This is a genomic window from Sinorhizobium mexicanum, assembly GCF_013488225.1.
Taxonomy (GTDB): Bacteria; Pseudomonadota; Alphaproteobacteria; order Rhizobiales; family Rhizobiaceae; genus Sinorhizobium; species Sinorhizobium mexicanum.
Genome location: NZ_CP041240.1, coordinates 284224 through 302229, shown reverse-complemented (window position 1 = coordinate 302229; position 18006 = coordinate 284224). Strand labels below are relative to the sequence as shown.

Here is an 18006-nt window from a genome sequence, read left to right as displayed (position 1 = left end):
ACCCTGAAATCGCCAACGCTGGTCAGGAGAACGTATCTCATGAAGCAAGCAGAGCGCGTCGTCATCATTACAGGCGCTGCAGGTGGAATCGGCCGTGCCCTGGTCAATGCTTTTGCCGCGGACGGAGGCACTGTCGTCGCCGTAGACCTCCCGGGCAGCGGCATCCTTGAATTTGCCCGCGGTCTCGGCCTCCCGCATCTCGGACTTGAGTTCGATGTCTCGCGAGAGGAGGATATTGTTGCGCTTTATAACCGGGTCGAAACACAGTTCGCGCGCATCGACGTGGTCGTCAATAACGCGGCTGTCGGGCCTAGCATGGATGCGACCGTCGACACCAATGTCGACGCTTTCCGACGCGTCTTGGCAGTAAACCTGATCGGGCCTTACGTCATGGCGCGGGAAGCGGCACGGCGGTTGGAGCCTGGCGCTGTCATCGTCAACGTGGCCTCGCTGGCGGGCGTGGTAGGCAATCCCAAACGCAACGCCTACGCCGCCTCCAAAGCGGGCCTGATCTCGATCACGAAATCTTTGGCGTGCGAGTTGGCGCCGCGCGGCATCCGCGTGGCGGCGGTAGCGCCGGGCTATGTGCACACGCCGATGGTCGAGCAACTGGAACGCGCCGGCGCGGCGGATCTCGCCGCTGTTCGCCGACGCGTGCCGATGGGGCGGATGGCGCATGCCGACGAGATCGCCCGGACGGTGCGGTTTCTGGCTAGCCGGGACGCGGATTACATCAACGGTTCGGTGCTGACCGTTGACGGTGGTTGGACGTCCTTCAACCAGCCGGGTAATGCGAACCTGTCGGCGGATGGGACGCCAAGAGCCGAACTCTTCGGCCCGGCCGGACACGTCGGTGCGCGAGTCGTGCTTGTGACAGGCGGGGCGAACGGTATAGGCGCGGCCGTCGCTCGCCGTTTTGCCGCAAACGGCGATACTGTCGTCATTGTTGATAAAGATGGTGCCGCAGCGGCAAAGCTCGCCGGCTCTCTCGGTGGCAAGCATATGGCGAAATCCGTGGACGTTGCCGTCGAGAGTGACGTGGTGGCGCTGTTCGAGGAGCTGCGAGTGCGCTTCGCCAGGCTAGACGTCCTCGTCAACGCTACTGTTGTGGTCGACAGTTTTGTCCCAGGCCTCCAACAAACAACAGATGAGATCAAACGCGTCCTGGATGTCAATCTCACCGGCGCCTTCATCTGCGCGCGTGAAGCGATCAAGACGATGCGCGCCGGCGGCGTGATCCTGAATGTCGGCACGACCCACACCTTTCTGCCCTTCGCGCCGCGCCACGCCTATGAAGCATCCCAAGCGGGGATCGAAATCCTGACGAGGTGCATGGCGGCCGAACTCGGGCCCGTTGGCATTCGAACAGCCGCCGTCATGTCGGGCCACACCAGCACGCCGGCCGTCGCCCAGTCCGCAAACGTCGGCAGCATCGCGCCGAAAGGGTTTCGGCCGAGTATTCCAGTGGCCGGGATAGGAAAGCCGGAAGAAATGGCTGACGCAACATTCTTCCTGGCTTCGCCTGACGCCTCATACGTCAACGGTTCGACCCTTTGCGTGAACGGCGGCACTTGTCTTGGCGACGCCGGATTTGCGGGCGACCGTGATCAGGAACAGCCAACGAAGGCCGCCCAGTGGTTGCCGATTATGCCCTAGGCGGCTGCGGCGGCCCGTCGAAACAATCCCAGGCATAGGGAACTCGCGACCGCGAATGGCAGGCGAATTGCCGAAAAACCGTTGGCCGCAAACATCGCCCATTGCGGCCACGACATTCGCGAACCTCTCGAGCAGCCCGATGGACAACCTCTCCGCAACCCGAAGGAATTGCCATGGAATTCGCGACATTTATCCTTGCCGCCCAGCGCGGCTATCATCAATCGTCCGACACAGTCATCCGCAACTCAATCGAACAGGCGGTGCTTTCCGAGCAGGCTGGCTTCAACACCGCGTGGTTCGCCGAGCACCATTTCAACAACTACAGTCTGGTGCCGTCGCCCTTGATGATGGTTGCGCATTGTGCCGGCCTGACGACTACAATTCGCCTGGGCACCGCCGTCTGCGTACTGCCGCTCTATCAACCGCAGCGCCTGCTTTCCGAGGTCGGCTTCACCGATATCGTCTCAAATGGTCGCCTTGAGCTCGGCGTCGGCTCTGGATACCAGAAGTTCGAGTTCGAGCGCTTCGGCGTCGATGTCGACGAGGCGCCGGCCGTCTTTTCGGAATACCTCGACATCCTCCTCAAGGGGCTCAACCAGGAGATCTTCGAGCATGACGGCCAGTATGAGACAATACCTCCCACCGCGATTTCAGTGCGCACCATCCAAAAGCCGACCCCGCCGATCTGGATCGCGGCCGGGTCGGAGCGCAGGATGAGAAGGGCTTATCGCGAGGGCCACAATTTGTTCGTCACAGCATTTCACGACGGCTTGGATGCTTTAGGTGCGCTGCGCAAAAGCATCGAGAACGCAGCGGCTTCCGAGAGCAAGAATGTCACGAATGCCAAGATATCGCTGCTACGCTGCTGCTTTGCCAGCGACCACGAGGCGGAGATCAACAGCTATCTCGACAACGCCCGCTTCCAGCGACGGCTGTCTGAAGCGTTGCATCAGCGCCGCCAGCAGAGCCGGGACGGCTATCTGCTTGAGGAAACCCCGACGCAACAGGACCTGTCGTTCGAGAGTATGCGCGATAACCTGCCGATCGGCAGTGTGAATCGGGTGATCGACCGGCTGCTGGAAGAAATTAGTGTGTTGAAACCGTCTCAGATCGCCATTCAGACCCAGTTGGGCGATTTCGACCAGAAGACGATGCTCCGGCAAATCGAGCTTTGGGGAGACAAGATCATCCCCGCGGTCAACTCGGTCACGCGCAACGGCCCGGCCGAGGCTCTATCCGGCCATGCTCGACGTGAGGTAGCGATACGGCCGGCGTAGGCGCAGGTTCAAGCAACGTCTCTCAGACCGTGCTGTGTGCCCTTTGGACATGGGCGGCTTGTCGGGATCCGCTGCAAGGCTGGACCGGAAGCGAACCGCGATACAAAACAGTCATCCGACCGCGTCGGCTGACCCCTACGAAAGTCTGCCGGCGTCCGCCTTGATTTCGAACCAATTGTATTACTAATTAAGAATACTGGTGGTTTGGAATGGCATACATCCACGCTATGGATAGATGAAGATATGCGATTCAAGGGTCTTGATCTAAATCTGCTCGTCGCGCTCGACGCTCTGATGGCCGAGCGGAACCTCACGGCGGCGGCACGCAGCATCAACCTGAGCCAGCCAGCGATGAGCGCGGCCGTCGCCCGGTTACGCACCTATTTCCGCGATGAGCTATTTACAATGGCTGGCCGCGAATTTATTCCAACACCGCGTGCTGAAGGACTCGCCTCCGCGGTGCGCGAGGCTCTGCTGCACATCCAGCTCTCCATTGTTTCCCGGCAACCGTTTAACCCGGCCCAGTCGGATCGTTGCTTCAGGATCATCCTTTCCGATTACGTCACCCTCGTGTTCTTTGAAAAGATCGTGGAGCGTGCGGCGCAAGAAGCTCCCGGAGTCAGCTTTGATTGTCTGCCACTCGCCGACGACTTCGAGGAGCTTCTCCGGCGCGGCGACATCGATTTTCTGATTATGCCGGACGTGTTCATGTCGACGCATCCTCACACAGCACTGTTTGAGGATAAATTCGTGTGCGTCGGCTGCCGGACGAACGAGCAACTGTCAGAGCCACTTACATTCGAGAGATACATGTCGATGGGGCATGTTGCAGTCAAATTCGGGAATATGCGGAGACCCACCATCGAAGGGTGGTATTTGCGCGAGCACGGTCTCAAGAGACGTGTCGAGGTTGTCGTACAGGGTTTCAGCATGATTCCGCCCATGCTGGTGGGGACCGAGCGTATAGGGACCGTGCCCTTGCGGCTGGCGCAGCATTTCGCAAAGACAATGCCGCTGCGGATCGTCGAACTTCCGCTGCCACTTCCCCCGCTCACCGAGGCCGTTCAGTGGCCGGCCCTTCACGATAGCGATCCGGCAAGCCAGTGGATGCGCGAGATGCTATTCCAGGAGGCGTCCCGCATGGGTTTGCCGCGTGCCCCGGAACTCCTGGAGGCTCCTGGACTTGATCTCGTCGTTCAATAGCTCTCGCGCGGATGAGGCGCTGCTCGCAAAAAGTGCGCTTCGTCATCGGCGCCCTTCCATGAAGATGGTATTGCTCTCCCCTTTTTGAAATCCCTCGACATTGCATCCTCGGCGCAGGCCGGAGGATACTCTTGCGGAAGCGTGCGGCCAGCGCGCTTCGGTTAAGCTGTTGTCGCGATAGAATCAGACGCGGGTCCAACGTGCGGGCCTGTCGTCGTCCGCGTGCGCCATCCCTCACTCGGCGCTTGCGGAATGCACTTTTTAGCACTCTCCACCGAAGAGTGCTAAAAAGTTGGTCGCCTCCTCTTGAATTCGATTTTCGACACAACCAGATCAACTACTGCCAGTTGCCGGGACGGGCTGCCCGTACGGAGTCCATTGGTCCGGCATAGGGCATTCATCGATCCGTTTATCCAGGAGGAAGGCATGAAGTTCCAACCGCTCCACGATCGCATTCTTATCCGCCGCGTCACGTCCGAAGAGAAAACCAAAGCCGGCATCATCATCCCGGATACGGCCAAGGAAAAACCGCAGGAAGGCGAAGTGATCGCCGTCGGTCCGGGCGCTCGCAACGAGCAGGGTCAACTCGTGGTGCTCGACGTCAAGGTAGGAGATCGCGTGCTCTTCGGAAAATGGTCAGGCACGGAGATCAAGGTCGATGGCGAGGACCTGCTCATCCTGAAGGAAGCCGACGTGCTCGGGGTCATCGAAGATTTGGGCGCCGATAAGAAAGTCGCTTGAGAGCGTGCGACCGACCAAAGTTCAGCGAAGGAGTGAACCATGCCTGTCAAAGAAGTAAAATTCCATTCCGATGCCCGTGAACGCATGCTGCGCGGTGTCGACACCCTTGCCAACGCCGTCAAGGTGACACTTGGCCCTAAGGGCCGCAATGTCGTCATTGACAAGTCCTTCGGCGCGCCACGCATCACCAAGGACGGCGTTACCGTGGCGAAGGAGATCGAGCTCGAAGACAAGTTCGAGAACATGGGCGCGCAGATGCTGCGCGAAGTTGCGTCGAAAACGAGCGACATTGCCGGCGACGGCACCACGACCGCAACGGTGCTCGCCCAGGCGATCGTCAGGGAAGGCGCCAAGGCCGTTGCCTCCGGCATGAACCCGATGGATTTGAAACGAGGCATCGACCTCGCCGTCGATACGCTCGTCGCCGAGCTGAAAGCCAACGCGCGCGACGTTTCCAAGAACGAGGAGATTGCCCAGGTCGGCACTATCTCGGCCAATGGTGACGCGGAGATCGGCCGTTACCTCGCAGAGGCGATGGAGAAGGTCGGCAATGACGGCGTGATCACGGTCGAGGAAGCCAAGACCGCGGAGACGGAACTCGAGGTGGTCGAGGGAATGCAGTTCGACCGGGGTTACATCTCGCCTTACTTCATAACGAACCAGGACAAGATGCGGGCGGAGTTCGAGGATCCCTACATCTTGATCCATGAAAAGAAGCTCTCCAACCTGCAGGCGATGCTGCCGGTTCTGGAAACCGTCGTGCAATCGGGTAAGCCGCTTCTCATCATCGCCGAGGACGTCGAAGGAGAAGCGCTGGCCGCACTCGTCGTCAACAAGCTGCGCGGCGGACTGAAGGTCGCGGCCGTGAAGGCCCCTGGGTTCGGCGACCGGCGTAAGGCCATGCTCGAGGATGTAGCAATTCTGACGGCAGGCACCGTGATCTCCGAGGACCTCGGCATCAAGCTGGAAAACGTCACGCTCGACATGCTCGGCCGTGCAAAGAAGGTCTCGATCGAGAAGGAGAACACCACGATCATCGACGGCGCCGGCGCGAAAGCCGACATTGATGGGCGCATCGCGCAGATCAAGGCGCAGATCGAAGAGACGACATCCGACTATGATCGCGAGAAGCTGCAGGAGCGGCTTGCCAAGCTCGCCGGCGGCGTCGCAGTCATCCGCGTCGGCGGCTTGACTGAAGTCGAAGTGAAGGAACGGAAGGACCGCGTCGACGATGCGCTTCATGCAACGCGTGCGGCAGTCGAGGAAGGTATCCTGCCGGGTGGCGGCGTAGCACTGCTGCGTGCAGTCAAGGCCCTAGATGGCGTGCAGACCGCCAACGACGATCAGCGGGTCGGTGTCGACATCGTCCGCCGCGCCATTGAGGCTCCGGTACGGCAGATCGCCGAGAACGCCGGTGCGGAAGGCTCGATCATCGTGGGCAAGCTGCGCGAGAAGCCGGAACTCTCCTATGGCTGGAACGCCCAGACCGGTGAATTCGGCGACCTCTTCTCGATGGGCGTGATCGACCCGGCCAAGGTCGTCCGTACCGCGCTTCAGGATGCGGCCTCGATTGCCGGCCTGCTGGTTACCACCGAAGCGATGATCGCCGAGAAGCCCAAGAAGGACGCACCGCCGGCAATCCCTCCGGGCGGTGGGATGGACTTCTAGGAAAGCCTGAAGCGGCATTCTGCCTCGACTAGCCGGGAGCTTTCAATAAGATACACGTTCGGTCCTGTCCGGGAATACTGAGGTTGTTGACGCTTCAGCGATTCTCGGGGGGACCGATGAGCCTCACCCGTTTGCACGATAAGTGATGGCGAAGCTGCCAGACCTGCTGATTTCGGGTTACTATGCGGAGCGCCGCCGACTCTTGAGACAAGCGAGCAGCCCGGAATGCCTCGGGCAGTGGCGTTGATCGTCCCGAACCCGAGGGGTCAGGGTGTGAGCGGTCCGGCCAACGTGAGTGCCGTCGGCGCCTCGAACTTCCATCGGATGCACACCCTGATTTCGTCGGTCGGCGCGGCTCTGGGCCTGGCTGATGAACAGATCGACGCCATGTGGAGCGCCGCGACAAACCTGGAGCTCTCTTGTGCCGCTTGTGACCTAGCCAGGCCATGGCGGTTTGCCGTCGATCCAGAGCCGGCGGGTCTTCGCATCCGCCTCGCGCATGAGCTCTTTGAGATTTTCCTTATCCAATGCTCGCGTCGATCCGCATGCGTCGCATTTGAAAGTCTCGGCGTACTTTAACTGGAAAATGCTGCGTTTAGCTCTGAGGCCGCATTTCGAGCACGCGATTTCGAAGTCAGCGTCTGCGTCTTCCAAGAATTTCCCCCGTTGTGGGACCGCCAGTTCGCATTCATTTGTCTGTGACAGAAGCAAAGATGCCTGAGAGGGTCGAGACCCGTTGGCGTGACATGCCTAATCCGGCGCGGCGGCGAACGAAACCCAGCGTTCAAGTGACCGGCCAACGATTTCTAGAGCGAAACGGCCCCTAAGACGGCAACTACGGCCATCGTCATCAGGATCAATCCAACGATCCTCAGCATTCTTGTTCGGCGTGTTCGCACGCCAGTCCAATCGTAGCTCATCATGCGCTCCGAAGTTTCTTGGTCCGGGACGCCGACCATGAGCAATTTTGGTTAACAAATGGCTGCCTCCCGGCGTGGCGGTCCTGCTGGTTATCCGTCGTAGACCTTCAACTGAACAAGGCTCGCAGTATCTACTGAAAAGCGAAAAGCCCGGAGTTTCGCCCCGGGCTTTTGAAATCGTCGATACCTTCAGCAGCCGCTACGCCGCTGCTGGAAAATCAAAGTCGACCTTGACGTCGAGCGGCACGTCGAGGGCTTTATAAGCAGCTTCGATCTGATCCATCTGAGATTTGTGATCAAGGCGGAAAAGGCGATCCACCTGTTCACGATGCCAACCGAGACGACGCGCCAATTCGGCGCGCGAAACGTCCTTGGCTTTGCAGATCACGTAGAGCCCGCACTTAAGAAATGTGAGGACAGGTACTTCCACATATCGGCCGACACCCTTGGTTTCCGACAAGGGCAGTGGGATTTCTTCTCCGTCCACAATGCGCGCAGCGATAGCCTCTTCGATCGCTTTGAGCCCCTCCAGGCAAGCGTTCGGTTGTGTATCGCCAAAAGTGGTGACTTCAGGAAACGCCGGAGCGGTTACCATCCACGAGATGGTGCCATCCTCAGCCTCGTCCATTGAGAGTGTGAGTTCGTAAAAACGGGACATGTTACTTAATTCCTAGGTCTTTCAGAATCTTCGCCACGAGACCTTTTCCCAGTTCCTTGCTACTCCCATGAACGGGGAAAACTGTCTTACGGTTCCCGCGACGAACAGTCTGATGGCCGCTACCCCCACGATGGGTTTCAAACTTGCAGCCGTGTTTGGTGAGAAGTTTTTTGAGCTCGGCCGCATTCATAAGATAGGCTCTTTAACAGTTCTGTGGAAGTCTACAGTTCTGTAGAGGAAATCTAAACTCTCTGTCAACCAGTGAGTGTGGGCGGGCGGAAAACAGCTCCTTTATCTCACAGAATTCCGTCCTAGACAAACCAGGTGAACCATGGACAAAACCGGGCACTCTCTGCAGCGGCGCTTGATCACGCTAGGATACTACGGGCAGATGGGGATCCCGGCGGCGAGACGATCACCGCCCGTGAATTCGGCGCTGAATGAGTTGGAGCGCTGAAGGGGAGGAGGACAAGAATAGTGCGTGGGCGTCCGGAATCCATGAAGATACAAGAACGTTCGAAATCATTCCTCCTGCGTAGCTGGCGACTTTGCGAGTTCGTTGGCATGACGCCCCGCTCGCGACAGGCGGTCACATCACAGCGCATGCCATCGTTGTGGCGCCTCAATTTACTGACTCGCCCTCAGGGGCCAGTTAGCCGGAGCGAAGAATGTAGCGCCGATTCCTTGGAACTGCTGTCCGCGCATTTGTCGAGTAAAGCGCGGTGAACTTCTTTATATCCGCCGCATCGACCTCAACCGGATCCATCGCGATCATCCAATCGACAATCTCACTGCACGGCGGCGTAGTCAGGGACCCTTCGTAGGACCAGTATTTGAGCGAAGGGGGCAGCAAGCCGGATGGATCGACACCGCCAACCGGGTTTTTTTGTCCCGCTTGCTTGGGGAATGCCGCAGCCAACGCGGTGAACGCCGGATTAGCGGCGCCAGGAACCAGGAACACGCCCAGCACACCGAGCGCCTCCGATTCGCGATGTCGGTGTACAAAGTGCACCTCCATGGCGAAATTTCTGCCATTGACCAAGTGTTCGCTCGGCGCGTGGAAATGATACTGCAGCAATTCGTAGGCCCTGTCGCCACGGCGCAGCAGGCCGCCAGGCGCGGTGTTGACTTGGATCGTGTGGCCGTTGTTGACGATCGAACCACCCGTTTTCCAGTCGATTGCCAGAGCCGGAAGTTCGGCCTCGATGCTGCCTGTGATGTCGAGCGGCGATTGCTGTGAACCCATCGCGCAGGCGCTGTTCTCCTTGCTCAAGGAACCCCAGCGAGCAGGCCCCGCGTCGCCTTCATAGCCCCAGTGGGTGCCCTCGGCGGCAAAGGCCGGCTTCACGCAGAGCGGGCATGCCGCAAGCAGCGCCATGCCTTTGAGAAAATTACGTCTTTCCATTGTCATCCTGTCTCATTCTGACGGCAGTCGATTGAAGATGGAGCGTCGTCAAAGCGGTGACGGACTGGGAGAATAGTAACCCCGATTACCCCGTGCGTCGCTACTATCATGGTACCGAGAGGTTGCAAAGTCATGCACGGCAGATTGGAGGCATCTTCCGCCGCTTGCGGGGATTGGGAAGCTTTTCTTATGTTCTCGGCGGGCTAGAGGCCCGCGAAAGCAGCCGCCATGCCCAGGCGACCCAGCGTTCACCCACTCGTCTCGCAAGGCCCGCTGGACGCCGGCCAACTTTCTCTCCGCCGTCGCAATTTTTCCTACACCCAATTCGATCGTCGGTCGGTCCTTCGTGAGGGAAGCACACACCGATGATCCCATCGGGCTGATCTGCATCGCCTGACAGATCCGGACCGGGATTGCCGCGGAGACACGGTTTTTGCCATTCTCGTACTCCTGGATCTGCCGGAACACACGTCGTTCGCCAGCAACTACTGAGTCATGCCCAGCACCTCGCGTGCTGCACGTATTTGGCGCCGATTTCCTGATCTACGGTCTTGTCGTCTATAAGGGTTTCGTCGGCGGGCATCGCTTCCTCGGTCAGCAAGAGGGCTCATGATTGGCACGCTCCGCACGCGCCTGGCAAGGCAACTGGAACTTGCCGCGCCAGATGCCGGCGCCTCGTGACCGCGCGACCTCTTGGGCGCCGGTGTACGCGCCTTTGCTGTATCTCTCCCAATCCACAGCATTGCCGCTCTCGACAAGCCAGCGATTGACCTCGCGACCGTCGTTGCGAAAGCACACGCCCACGAACCGCTGATATCGATCACGCTCGACAAACTCGCATCGGGTAGGGGGGGAGCTGGTGAGGTAGCGATCGAGTGCGAACGCCGCCTCCTTGCCGCAGCGATAGATGCCGCCGTCTCCATCCTCGCATTTCTGCCAGCTCTCCGGCGCGTCGACGCCGCTCAGGCGAATACGCTCGCCTCTGATTTCGATCGTATCTCCATCAATGACAGTGGCGCGGCCCGTTATTGGACCGGCAGAACGGGCGGGCAGGGCGGCGCCGAGCGCGATCGCGACGAGTAACAAATGTGAAAGCTTCATTGGGCGGGTTCTGTGGGATCGAGGATATCTGCAGTGTCGTTCCTCGGAGAGCCGACCTTCTTGTCAATCGGCCACATCGTCATCAGGTCGGCCGGGAATGGCTTCATCAGGTCGAACGGATCCGGCTCGATCGACAGCCAGCGTTCGTAATCCTCCGGATGCAGGACGACTGGCATGCGGTCGTGGATTGCTGCCATCATATCGTTCGGTGGGCAGGTGATAACACAGAAGGTGCGGATATCCTCGTCGGTCTCAGGATTCCGCCAGGTCTCCCAGATGCCGGCGAGCGCGAATGGCCCGCCTGACTGCATGGCGATGGCATAGGGCTGCTTGTTCTTGCCCGTGCCGTAGATGTCCTTCCATTCGAAGAAGCCGTCGATCGGCACCAAGCAACGCCGGCTGGCGTAGGCCTTCTTGAACATGCCGTTGTTCGCGATGCCCTCGCACCGCGCGTTTACTGGCGGCGGCCGGCCGGGCTTCTGCTCCTTGATCCAGCTCGGAATCAACCCCCATCGCGCGCTGACGAAGGTGGGGCCGAAAACGTCTGGCTCTCGGACCATGTCGCGGATGATGATCGGGTAATAGAGCGACGGAGCGCCGTTGTAACGCGGAAACTGGTTCGCAAGCCCTTCGACGCGCTCAGTCGCGGCGAAAGAGAAATTGCGCAGCAGGTCTCCAAGCGTGCTCTTGATGTAGATGCGTCCGCACATCAGCTTTCCTCCATCGCGGCAAAGGTATCGGGGCCGCTGCCGGCGTCAACATCCTTTCCACTCTGGCCGATGCTCGAAGCAGAACCATCGCGGCTCGTCCTTGCCGGCAGCGAACCCGAAGCCGCCCCATTTCGCGCAGCCGGGATACTCGCAATAATGAACGTAGAGCGCCGTATCCTGGCGTGGCTTGGTCGCAGCGCTTGCCTCATCGCTCATGTTCATTGCTCCCTGGCTGAAAAGCCGGCTTCAACCTTCAGCCGCCTTCCGGCCGCTACCGAACTGCTCTTCGAAGGCTCCGTCCCAATCGGTGCTCGACGGCGCCACGCCGCATTTCAGTTGTTCGAAGCGATACCGCTGCAACAATGCAGACGAGATCATCTGTGCCATGCTGACGCGCGCCCGATCTGCCTTCACCCGGTCCCGGTCGCATGCCGCGCGTCGCAGTTCGATCGGGATCGCATACAGCGTCTGTGTGATGAAAGGGGCAATCGCAGGGTAGCGCAGCACCTGCTCGCCATCGAAGACGGCAAAGGAGCAGAAGGATTCAGCGATTTTGGCGGCAACGTCCTGCACGCCGTGGATCTCGACGGTGCGGCGATATTGATCGAGGCCGGCGATGGCGCGTCTTCGATCGGGTGACAGGACGGTCAGATCGACCGCAATCATGTTTCGGACCTCGTCTTCGAACGTTCGCATGGCGCACCTTCTCTGCCCGCAGGCAGCGGTTGTTGGTCCCCTTCAGGTTTCGGATTGGCGCGCCGCAGCGCCGATGAATGTTCCTATTATGTTCTCCTTATGAGGGGGAGTCAATGCCGCATGGCTGCCGCAGGATCACATTGGCGGCGACTAACCCATTTGTGCAGCTTTTGCTAATTTGTGCCCTGAATTACCATCTGCGCGCGAAGTTGCCGGAGTTGGGGCATGAGTTATCGCCAAAGAGGTCGGAAGCCACAGCAGCCCTCGGTGTTCCGAACGGCGCCTGGGCTAGTAATCGCGGCCGTCGCGGTAGGTGCTGCCGGCGGCATCACCGCACCTGACTTCATTGCCAAGTGGGACAGTCTGGGCAGCATTGGAACCCCCTGCGACATCAAAGGCAATATCAGCATCGATTCAGGCGAGCGTATTTTTCATGTGCCTGGACAGAAGTACTACTCCGAGACCCGAATAAGACCGGAATACGGGGAGCGCTGGTTCTGCTCTGAGGAAGAGGCGTGGGCCGCGGGCTGGCGGAAGGCGTACAGATGATCAGCCCTGGGGATTTCCTCAATTATGAAACGGTTCTCGCCCTGTTGGTTGGAAGTTTTGTTGGACTGCTGGCTTACTTTGCCCTGTCTAGGCTCATTGGCCCCGTTCGGCGGTCCAAGAAAAAATCAGCAGCCGAGCGGCAATTCAGGAACGTTTACTCCATCATGGATGAAGCGCGCCGGCAGTCCATGATCCGCTACTACATGGAGAAATACGAATGTGGCCGCGAGGACGCAATGCGCCGGGCGGTCGAGGAGCGTCAGCGCGACGCTAGCAGGTGGTAGGTGCCTCTGCCAGTTTCTCGGCAATGATCTCCCGATTGTCACCCGCCCAGCCGCGCTCATAGATTTCCTTCAGGATCTCAATCCAGTAGGGCGGCATGGAGTCGTCCAGCATCTCGTCCGTCACGCAATGGGCTACTGCCAACATGCAGGTCGCCCGGAGCTCCTCGTCCGTCATTCCCTTGATCTCTGCGATATAGTCCATACCAGATCTCCCTTCCACGGCGAGGGTAGGCGGGGAGAAAAAGTATGGCTACTCGCAAAAGTGCGAGTATCGGCCGCCGGGCGATCATCCCAATAGCCGATGCGACGGTTTTCTCGATCCGTGCGTTAATGGCCGCATGAAGCGAAACCTGAGTTCCGCGACAATCAAGACGCCTCTGCTGGAGATCGACGGCGAGCTGCGGGGCATGCTGCTGTCAGATCGTGCGCGCGCCACGGCGGCGGTGGCTATTCATCTTTGCCTGCGCATCGGACACGATTACGTTTTCTGGCGAGGTTCGGACAAGGCGACCTTGGACGCGGTGACCCGCGAGATCGCTGACGCTATCTGGCGCGTCCCGCTGAGCACAATCACCCAATTCGTCAAGGCCGAAGATAAGGCGGGCGCAACGGACGCCATCGCGCAGGAAGTCCTGGCGGGGCTGACGGCCGCATTCGAGGTCCAGTACGTCCGTGAGCCTTACGGCGGCTAGTACGGCAGTGGGCGCTGGCAGGCGTTCTCTCGCTCTGGTGTCTCGTTCACGCTGCTTTCAAACGGTCGCTCAGCTCCGCTGCGTCCCTCACGCCCCCTTGGTAGAGCGTGAAGAGCCTCTTTGCGAGCGCTTCGGCTTCCGGACTGTTGCACTTGATCTCGTTCGCTTCCAACGCGGCATTGAAAATGCACTGAAGCAATTCGATTTCCCTGGGCCGGAAAAAATCGGAGTGAAATTCGCGGGAAGGATACATTGCGCGACCTCCTTGGTTGGGGCGAAAGCGCGAGTATCTCTCAGCCGGCGGCGCCCTTGTCATTTGCACCATGCTGCGCCCCGATGAGACGCTTGGCTATTAAAAAAGCAAATTTGGTCGACCTTTCGCGCTAGTGGTATGGCATGCATTTATTTCGCGGAATTGTGCGTGAATGGCCGTATCGCCGCGCCTGTGAACTCTTGCCGCTCCACGTCTTCCTCTCGAGACTCTTCTTCAGGGCCGAAATCAGGTCGATCACGTTGGTAGTGTAGGAAGGCTCTTCATCCTTGCGTTTCGGTAGGTCGCTCGCGCCCGCCGATGACAAGCCTTGAGATGCCGACGCAGTGATTGAAAGTCCCGCCCAAAACGCCGGCAGTCGCTACGGGACGATCGAGCGGGACGCGGCGCTGTCGGGTTTGTCCAGTTCGCGACACGGTGGCGTTCGGCCAGCGTGCTAATGCACCAAGACCTTGCAACAAAACTCGAAAAAGAGGCTCTGCGCAGTTGGCACGACTGATGATTCCTGTCTTCGGCGAGAAAACGTCGATGCTTTCAACGTGGTGCGGAGGCTGAAACTGCAAATCGCCTGTCAGGGGAGCCGATATCATGTTTCTCGACAACTGGAGGGTCTCGCGCGAGCGGGGTACGAGTAGCCGGCAACGCAATAGACATAGTCGCCAACGTGGCGTCATTGACCGTGGCGGCGATGGTTCGAACACCAGGATATTACAGGGGCGTTCCTGAAGTGCTCGATCCATCCTGCGTCAAACCAAAGGAGCGTGTGATTCCGACGATTGTTATTCGTAACGCTGCCATCGTGGATGGCACCGCGGACCGTCCCGCGGATCCGGTAGATGTTCTGCTAGCGGATGGATTCGTTGCCGAAGTCGGAGAGCGGGTGAAGGCACCGGCGGGCGCCCATATTTTCGACGCGAAGAGGCGCATCGTCTTGCCAGGGCTGATCGATTGCCATGTGCATGTCGTCGCCGCGGAAGGAAACCTCGCTGCCAACGCCGAACTGCCCAACACGCTCGCCGCGCTCTATGCTGCGAATACCATGCGCGGGATGCTGAGCCGTGGCTTTACGACTGTCCGCGACCTGGGCGGCGCTGATCAAGCGCTGGTGGACGCTGTCGAACGCGGGCTTATCGAGGGTCCGCGCCTCGTCATTTGCGGAAAGGCGCTGTCTCCGACGGGCGGCCACACTGATTATCGGGACCGGCATGATCGGCGCCCTGTAGATTACTATCCTGACCAGCTGGGAGCGCTTGGTCGCATTTGCGACGGCGAAGCGGACGTGCGACGGGCGGCCAGAGAGGAGCTGAAGGCCGGCGCGCGCTTCATCAAGGTCATGGCCAGCGGCGGTGTGTCCTCGCCCACCGACCCTATAGATGCGCTCGCCTTCAGCCTTCCCGAATTGCAGGCGGCGGTGCAGGAAGCGGCGCATCAGCACACTTATGTGGCCGCTCATCTCTATACCGACGAAGCGATTTCCCGGGCGCTAGAAGCCGGGGTGCGGTCGATCGAGCACGGCAACCTGATTACCCCGGCGACCGCCAAGCGGGTACGCAAGGCGGGCGCAGTTGTGGTTCCTACTAACATCACGTACGCGGTGCTGGCGCGCGAGGGCGCCGAGCATGGGATACCGGCGGCTTCGCTCGAAAAGATCGGTTTCGTCCTGTCTGCGGGCCTCACTGCATTGGAGACCTTGCGGGAGGCTGGAGTAACAATGGGATACGGCTCGGACCTGCTCGGCGGGATGCACGAGCACCAGGCGCAAGAATTTGAGCTGCGCGGCCGAGTTCTGCCGGCACACGAAGTGATCCGCGCCGCCACCCTGGATGCCGCCCGGGTCCTTCAAATGGAGGGCAGGGTGGGCATCATCGCACCAGGCGCTTTCGCGGACGTGGTCGTGGTCGACGGCGATCCACTGAAGGACCTGTCGATCCTCTCTGACATCACGCGCATCCGCACAATCATCAAAGGGGGCCGTGTTGTGAAAGACAGCTAGCCGCCGCCACGCTGCCCCGAAGAACCAAAGTCGCTGCTGTGAGAGCTCGCTCGGGGTTAGGGATGGTATTGGGGAACTGTCAGGCACCACGGTGCAACAATTGCGTCTGTCGTGCGCGGGATGAATATCCAGAGCAAGCAACTCGGCAGGCAGGGGTAGGTGCGTCGTGCCATCCGTTTCGGCACTGGCTACAAAAGCAATGCAGACTGCAACCCTCGAATGACAGTCCGGTTTGCGGGGTACGTGACACGCCGATGTTCGCCCAGCGTCCAGCTATCAAGCGCTGACTAAGTGCAGAACAATAATCTCTAACCACTTTCCTGCTTGGCACAAATTTTGAACGTCACGCATCAGCGGCGGCAGAAGCTGCCGTCCTGCATCGTGGTGAAAACGCGATCGGAGAACGAAGGCGAAAGCAACATGTCAGGTCTGCGTCAGATCGCATTCTATTGGAAGAGAGGCATCCGAACATTCACCGCCTTGGTAAAGACGCCCTATACTCTTGCCGATCTCGGTCAGAAGATTATGATCGCGGGCTGCGACCTAAAGGCCCACACGCCCCGGCTTAGGTCGCTTATCCTGATCGGTGTGGCGATCGCATTCGCAGTCTCCGCGCACGCTTTTCCGACCGTGTCTGATCCGCTGCCCGCTGATCTGATCTATCTAACCTTTCCGAACCGTCCCTTTTCCGAAGTGAAGGAATTCGACGAACGTGCGAAGCCGCGCGTCATGGAGCGTCAGAGGCGCCTGCTTGAGGGGCGATATGACCTTTCTGACCGCCCCATGCAAGGTTTGATGATGTCCGGTCGTCGGAAGGCGGTTCAAGCCGGCGTTCGCGTCAAACTTCCGAAGGGCGTGACCTGGGGCGCTTTGGCCGAGAAGAGCCCTGACGAGATCAGAGAGCAGGGACTACTGCCGGCAGGCTTTATGCCGCTGCCGCATGTAAAGCACGCAACTGGCGGTCAGGTCTTTCCGGAGGTGCAGATTAATGAAATAGGCCGCCAGGAAGGCAGGGATCTTAGGCGTTTCGATGTCGACTTCGACCTCCCCGATCACCTGACGCCGGAGTTTCCGCCGCCAATCTTTCTAACCTCGCATCCGGAACTCGGTGACGTTTCGCGCGGCGAGCTTCTGACGATCCGGAACTTCAATGAGATCATGAGCGGCATCATCACGCCGGTGCAGATGGAAGGGCTTCGACTTCTGCTAACTCCGTTTCCGCAAGAAGAGTTCAACGAAACCGAGGACCGCAAAGCTGCCGAGGAGAGCCTGGGCGTCGCCTGCCTGGACTGCCATTCGAACTTCCATACCAATGCCGCCTTCCACCTGACCCCCGACGTCCGGCCACAGACGCAGCGGTTCCGTCTCGACACGACCAGCCTGCGCGGGCTGTTCAATCAGCAGATTCATGGTTCGAAACGGTCGCTGCGGTCGATCGAAGACTTTACTGAGTTCGAGCAGCGCACCGCCTACTTCAACGGCGACCATGTGAGCGCCGCTAGAAAGGGCGTGAACCTACTCGATCGTGCAAGCCAGGTTTCAATGATGGCGCAGATGCAGAACATGATCGACTTCCCGCCCGCGCCCAAGCTCGACGTGTTCGGACGCCTCGATCCAAGCGGGGCGAGCGAACAGGAACTGGAGGGCGAACAGGTGTTCATGGGCAAGGGTGGCTGCGCCGTTTGCCACGTCCCGGAGACTGCCTTCGTGGACAACAACATGCACGACCTCAAGCTCGAGCGCTTCTATAGAACAGGCCAGAGCGCCAACGATCTCGTGATGTTACCGGACGGTCCGATCAAGACCTTCACACTGCGCGGTATCAAGGACTCGCCGCCCTATTTGCACGATGGGCGGCTGTTGACACTCGCCGACACGGTCGAGTTCTTCAATCTGGTTCTGGGAACAAAGCTTACGCAGAGAGAAAAGGATGCGCTGGTTGCCTACCTGCTTGCCTTGTGACGGAACAGACATGCTCGCTGTCGAGAAGGCCGGTGCGCTTTCATGATGGCCGGTTTCACCACCAGTTATTCGCTGCCGTTTCGCCTCGGCATTCGGCATACGACGAAGTTGGATCGGGATTCCAACGCTGCAAGGCCTTAGAATTTACCGATCCGGGAGTTTCCGGGGAAATGTTCGCGTCAACGACTGCGTGCTTCTTGATCGCTTAGGCGGGCGGTGG

Annotated in this window: 19 protein-coding genes; 10 read left to right on the top strand and 9 right to left on the bottom strand. The window is 59.5% G+C overall.

Annotated features, from left to right (window positions below; translation table 11 throughout):
- The first annotated feature begins 39 nt into the window (after positions 1-39).
- From FKV68_RS23480 to groL, 5 genes are all read left to right on the top strand, one after another.
- The gene (locus tag FKV68_RS23480) at positions 40-1656 is read left to right on the top strand and encodes an SDR family oxidoreductase (RefSeq protein WP_180942012.1); all 1617 of its coding nucleotides are present in this window, start codon (positions 40-42) and stop codon (positions 1654-1656) included.
- A 173-nt stretch (positions 1657-1829) separates the two neighbouring features.
- Positions 1830-2933 carry an LLM class flavin-dependent oxidoreductase gene (locus FKV68_RS23475; protein ID WP_180942011.1) on the top strand — a complete coding sequence of 368 codons (1104 nt, stop codon included), beginning with the start codon at positions 1830-1832 and terminating at the stop codon, positions 2931-2933.
- Between the two features lie 243 nt (positions 2934-3176).
- Complete coding sequence (nodD2, locus tag FKV68_RS23470) at positions 3177-4136, top strand: transcriptional regulator NodD2 (RefSeq protein ID WP_180942010.1); 960 nt, start codon at positions 3177-3179, stop codon at positions 4134-4136.
- A 426-nt stretch (positions 4137-4562) separates the two neighbouring features.
- A complete protein-coding gene (gene groES / locus FKV68_RS23465; RefSeq protein ID WP_180942009.1) occupies positions 4563-4877 on the top strand; it encodes a co-chaperone GroES in 315 nt (104 codons plus the stop codon).
- Between the two features lie 39 nt (positions 4878-4916).
- Positions 4917-6545 carry a chaperonin GroEL gene (gene groL, locus FKV68_RS23460; RefSeq protein ID WP_180942008.1) on the top strand — a complete coding sequence of 543 codons (1629 nt, stop codon included), beginning with the start codon at positions 4917-4919 and terminating at the stop codon, positions 6543-6545.
- Between the two features lie 1119 nt (positions 6546-7664).
- On the opposite strand, the gene FKV68_RS23455 is transcribed toward groL, so the two are convergent.
- From FKV68_RS23455 to FKV68_RS23425, 7 genes are all read right to left on the bottom strand, one after another.
- The gene (locus FKV68_RS23455; RefSeq protein ID WP_245181545.1) at positions 7665-8123 is read right to left on the bottom strand and encodes a type II toxin-antitoxin system HicB family antitoxin; all 459 of its coding nucleotides are present in this window, start codon (positions 8121-8123) and stop codon (positions 7665-7667) included.
- Between the two features lies 1 nt (position 8124).
- Positions 8125-8313 (bottom strand): type II toxin-antitoxin system HicA family toxin, encoded by a 189-nt coding sequence (locus tag FKV68_RS23450; protein ID WP_180942007.1) that lies wholly within the window; start codon positions 8311-8313, stop codon positions 8125-8127.
- 462 nt (positions 8314-8775) lie between these two features.
- Positions 8776-9528 carry a carbonic anhydrase gene (locus tag FKV68_RS23445; protein ID WP_180942006.1) on the bottom strand — a complete coding sequence of 251 codons (753 nt, stop codon included), beginning with the start codon at positions 9526-9528 and terminating at the stop codon, positions 8776-8778.
- A 594-nt stretch (positions 9529-10122) separates the two neighbouring features.
- On the bottom strand, positions 10123-10629 hold the full coding sequence (locus FKV68_RS23440; protein WP_180942005.1) for a thermonuclease family protein: 507 nt from the start codon (positions 10627-10629) through the stop codon (positions 10123-10125).
- Complete coding sequence (locus FKV68_RS23435) at positions 10626-11339, bottom strand: SOS response-associated peptidase (protein WP_180942004.1); 714 nt, start codon at positions 11337-11339, stop codon at positions 10626-10628. Before FKV68_RS23435 ends, FKV68_RS23440 begins: the two co-directional genes overlap by 4 nt.
- A 45-nt stretch (positions 11340-11384) precedes the next feature.
- On the bottom strand, positions 11385-11555 hold the full coding sequence (locus FKV68_RS23430; RefSeq protein ID WP_180942003.1) for a hypothetical protein: 171 nt from the start codon (positions 11553-11555) through the stop codon (positions 11385-11387).
- 30 nt (positions 11556-11585) lie between these two features.
- Positions 11586-12035 (bottom strand): hypothetical protein, encoded by a 450-nt coding sequence (locus FKV68_RS23425; protein WP_180942002.1) that lies wholly within the window; start codon positions 12033-12035, stop codon positions 11586-11588.
- A gap of 225 nt (positions 12036-12260) precedes the next feature.
- On the opposite strand from FKV68_RS23425, the gene FKV68_RS33340 reads away from it, so the two are divergent.
- Complete coding sequence (locus tag FKV68_RS33340; protein WP_245181544.1) at positions 12261-12584, top strand: sunset domain-containing protein; 324 nt, start codon at positions 12261-12263, stop codon at positions 12582-12584.
- Entirely contained in the window at positions 12551-12868 is a 318-nt protein-coding gene (locus FKV68_RS23420; RefSeq protein ID WP_180942001.1) for a hypothetical protein, read from the top strand. The genes FKV68_RS33340 and FKV68_RS23420 overlap by 34 nt, the downstream gene beginning before the upstream one ends.
- Here the strand turns inward: FKV68_RS23420 and FKV68_RS23415 are convergent.
- Positions 12855-13070, bottom strand: a complete 216-nt coding sequence (locus tag FKV68_RS23415) for a hypothetical protein (RefSeq protein WP_180942000.1) — start codon at positions 13068-13070, stop codon at positions 12855-12857. The genes FKV68_RS23420 and FKV68_RS23415 overlap by 14 nt on opposite strands.
- A gap of 136 nt (positions 13071-13206) precedes the next feature.
- On the opposite strand from FKV68_RS23415, the gene FKV68_RS23410 reads away from it, so the two are divergent.
- Positions 13207-13560 carry a hypothetical protein gene (locus FKV68_RS23410; RefSeq protein ID WP_180941999.1) on the top strand — a complete coding sequence of 118 codons (354 nt, stop codon included), beginning with the start codon at positions 13207-13209 and terminating at the stop codon, positions 13558-13560.
- Between the two features lie 46 nt (positions 13561-13606).
- Here the strand turns inward: FKV68_RS23410 and FKV68_RS23405 are convergent, their stop codons facing one another.
- Positions 13607-13813 (bottom strand): hypothetical protein, encoded by a 207-nt coding sequence (locus tag FKV68_RS23405; RefSeq protein WP_180941998.1) that lies wholly within the window; start codon positions 13811-13813, stop codon positions 13607-13609.
- Between the two features lie 784 nt (positions 13814-14597).
- Here FKV68_RS23405 and FKV68_RS23400 point away from each other — a divergent pair.
- Together FKV68_RS23400 and FKV68_RS23395 are read left to right on the top strand one after the other, a co-directional pair.
- Positions 14598-15824 (top strand): metal-dependent hydrolase family protein, encoded by a 1227-nt coding sequence (locus FKV68_RS23400; protein ID WP_180942309.1) that lies wholly within the window; start codon positions 14598-14600, stop codon positions 15822-15824.
- Between the two features lie 525 nt (positions 15825-16349).
- The gene (locus FKV68_RS23395; RefSeq protein ID WP_427915997.1) at positions 16350-17786 is read left to right on the top strand and encodes a cytochrome B6; all 1437 of its coding nucleotides are present in this window, start codon (positions 16350-16352) and stop codon (positions 17784-17786) included.
- Positions 17787-18006: the final 220 nt, after the last annotated feature.

Bases quoted from the DNA above. Each gene is read 5' to 3' on its own strand.
- FKV68_RS23480 (WP_180942012.1), top strand. From the start codon at position 40: ATGAAGCAAGCAGAGCGCGTCGTCATCATTACAGGCGCTGCAGGTGGA.
- FKV68_RS23475 (WP_180942011.1), top strand. From the start codon at position 1,830: ATGGAATTCGCGACATTTATCCTTGCCGCCCAGCGCGGCTATCATCAA.
- nodD2 (WP_180942010.1), top strand. From the start codon at position 3,177: ATGCGATTCAAGGGTCTTGATCTAAATCTGCTCGTCGCGCTCGACGCT.
- groES (WP_180942009.1), top strand. From the start codon at position 4,563: ATGAAGTTCCAACCGCTCCACGATCGCATTCTTATCCGCCGCGTCACG.
- groL (WP_180942008.1), top strand. From the start codon at position 4,917: ATGCCTGTCAAAGAAGTAAAATTCCATTCCGATGCCCGTGAACGCATG.
- FKV68_RS23455 (WP_245181545.1), bottom strand. From the start codon at position 8,123: ATGTCCCGTTTTTACGAACTCACACTCTCAATGGACGAGGCTGAGGAT.
- FKV68_RS23450 (WP_180942007.1), bottom strand. From the start codon at position 8,313: ATGAATGCGGCCGAGCTCAAAAAACTTCTCACCAAACACGGCTGCAAG.
- FKV68_RS23445 (WP_180942006.1), bottom strand. From the start codon at position 9,528: ATGGAAAGACGTAATTTTCTCAAAGGCATGGCGCTGCTTGCGGCATGC.
- FKV68_RS23440 (WP_180942005.1), bottom strand. From the start codon at position 10,629: ATGAAGCTTTCACATTTGTTACTCGTCGCGATCGCGCTCGGCGCCGCC.
- FKV68_RS23435 (WP_180942004.1), bottom strand. From the start codon at position 11,339: ATGTGCGGACGCATCTACATCAAGAGCACGCTTGGAGACCTGCTGCGC.
- FKV68_RS23430 (WP_180942003.1), bottom strand. From the start codon at position 11,555: ATGAGCGATGAGGCAAGCGCTGCGACCAAGCCACGCCAGGATACGGCG.
- FKV68_RS23425 (WP_180942002.1), bottom strand. From the start codon at position 12,035: ATGCGAACGTTCGAAGACGAGGTCCGAAACATGATTGCGGTCGATCTG.
- FKV68_RS33340 (WP_245181544.1), top strand. From the start codon at position 12,261: ATGAGTTATCGCCAAAGAGGTCGGAAGCCACAGCAGCCCTCGGTGTTC.
- FKV68_RS23415 (WP_180942000.1), bottom strand. From the start codon at position 13,070: ATGGACTATATCGCAGAGATCAAGGGAATGACGGACGAGGAGCTCCGG.
- FKV68_RS23410 (WP_180941999.1), top strand. From the start codon at position 13,207: ATGAAGCGAAACCTGAGTTCCGCGACAATCAAGACGCCTCTGCTGGAG.
- FKV68_RS23405 (WP_180941998.1), bottom strand. From the start codon at position 13,813: ATGTATCCTTCCCGCGAATTTCACTCCGATTTTTTCCGGCCCAGGGAA.
- FKV68_RS23395 (WP_427915997.1), top strand. From the start codon at position 16,350: ATGATCGCGGGCTGCGACCTAAAGGCCCACACGCCCCGGCTTAGGTCG.